Source organism: Bacillus sp. JJ1521 (genome assembly GCF_036965165.1).
Classification (GTDB): Bacteria; Bacillota; Bacilli; order Bacillales; family Bacillaceae_L; genus Ferdinandcohnia.
Genome location: NZ_JBALOX010000266.1, coordinates 249 through 1,936 on the forward strand (window position 1 = coordinate 249; position 1,688 = coordinate 1,936).

2 protein-coding genes are annotated in these 1,688 nt (G+C 34.7%); both read right to left on the bottom strand.

Annotated features, from left to right (window positions below; genetic code table 11):
* Positions 1 to 187: 187 nt before the first annotated feature.
* A complete protein-coding gene (locus V7147_RS24360; protein ID WP_335370380.1) occupies positions 188 to 736 on the bottom strand; it encodes a DUF3231 family protein in 549 nt (182 codons plus the stop codon).
* A gap of 321 nt (positions 737 to 1,057) precedes the next feature.
* Positions 1,058 to 1,688, bottom strand: a 631-nt coding sequence (locus tag V7147_RS24365; RefSeq protein ID WP_335370381.1) for a hypothetical protein, incomplete at its 5' end; no start/stop codon positions are given.

The following is a 1,688-nucleotide window of genomic DNA, read 5'->3' on the forward strand; positions in this document are numbered from 1 at the left end:
TGCCTTAATCCTTCTTGGATCAACGTACCCGTTTGAGGGGCAGTTTAGTTGAATAAGAGAATGACTCATTCATGTTCTATAGAAATAAATTTCGAAGTAAAGAAAAGCCGAGAGCTATAAACCCCCGACCTTGTTTATAATAACACGAGCATTCCTGATTGTAATTGTTAAAAAGTAGTAAAAGTAGCTACCTTTCAGGTGAACCAGGAGGTAAGTAACTTGGAGGGACCTTTAACCAACCTCGTTGTTTCATTAGATTTCTGAATGGTGCAGCATATCTCATAAGATTTACTTGCATTTCAAAAAACAATAAACCAACATCGGTTCTAACAGATTTACTAAGGGCCTGTGCGCAAAAAGTAGTTGCTGTTGCAATTTTAACGGCAATTAAATTTGCTATTTCAATATCAGTCATTTTTACACCTTCTGGGATTGAATCAGGATTTGATAGAGGTTTAGGTGAACTTAAAGTTGGTAATGGTACACCTTCATTCATTAAAAATTTTTCGATTTTTTTTGAATCTGCATTACTTGAATTATAAGCAGATTGTAATGCATGTTTTAAGTCTGTATCAGTAGTTGTGTTTAATCCAACTTGATAAAGGACATGGGCTTCATTAAATGCAGTGTATGCAGTCCATAGGTCCATTACTTCACCGACATGTAAAGGGGGCTCTGGTTCCTCATCAACAAAGTTCTTTATCATAGCTATTACTGACTCCAAAGGATTAGTCATTATTATACCTCCCAAAAATAGGGTATTTTATTAAATCATTTATTGCCATAAACATAAAATTGCATTCAAGGCATTTAGTTTTATTGGGAAAAGATTAGCACGCAGATCGATAAAAGACCGTACTTTTCGAAAGTGATTTGTGTAGAGGACTTTAGCTATTTGCTTTTTTAGCTAACGGGGCAGGATGGTGAAGAAATTTTATTTGATAGGACAGTGGAAATTATTGATAAAAGACGCTTTTCTTACTCAAGAAATACACCCGTTATAGAAGATCAATAAGGTGTTATATAGTTTGACGTATTAAAGTGGCAGCTTCATGTTTTATTGAGTTTTCCATGGGTAAAACGATAGGTTTAGCAATATCCATTGGAATATAGTAAGGAATACTCCCATTTGATCAAGTATTCTGTAATTATCAAAAAATCTTAGGAAAATGAATTGTAGTGGCAAGAGGCAGAAAAAGAGAGTCAATAGATTGCGATTTAACCTTTTCCATGAAGGGGAGTGAGGGGAATGATTCGACCTCATATCACGAATGATCCAATAGCAAGATAGAGATAAAAAAAGGATATCGAATGGAAAAATTACTTTTCCGATGGACAAATCTAATCCTAAAGTATCGCCTTTTATATGGACAGTTTCTGAAGAAAAAAACCATGTTCCTGATTCAATTACTAAAATCATAAACCATGTTAATAATAACCAACGAAATGTCTTGTGAGAGTTTCTCCATCCCAAAATAACTACCGTTGTCATTAGAAAAGTGAATGTTAATAAAAGCCAATACTGCCCACCAATACCTGCTCCACCCATCCCCATCCAACCTGACCATGAATAAGATGGTCCATCGAATAAGCCTCTTATTGTTGGTAACCAAAATGTAAAACCACTGAGCATCACATATATTAGTATTAAATGTAATAACTTATCCGGTTTCCATTCCATTACAAAC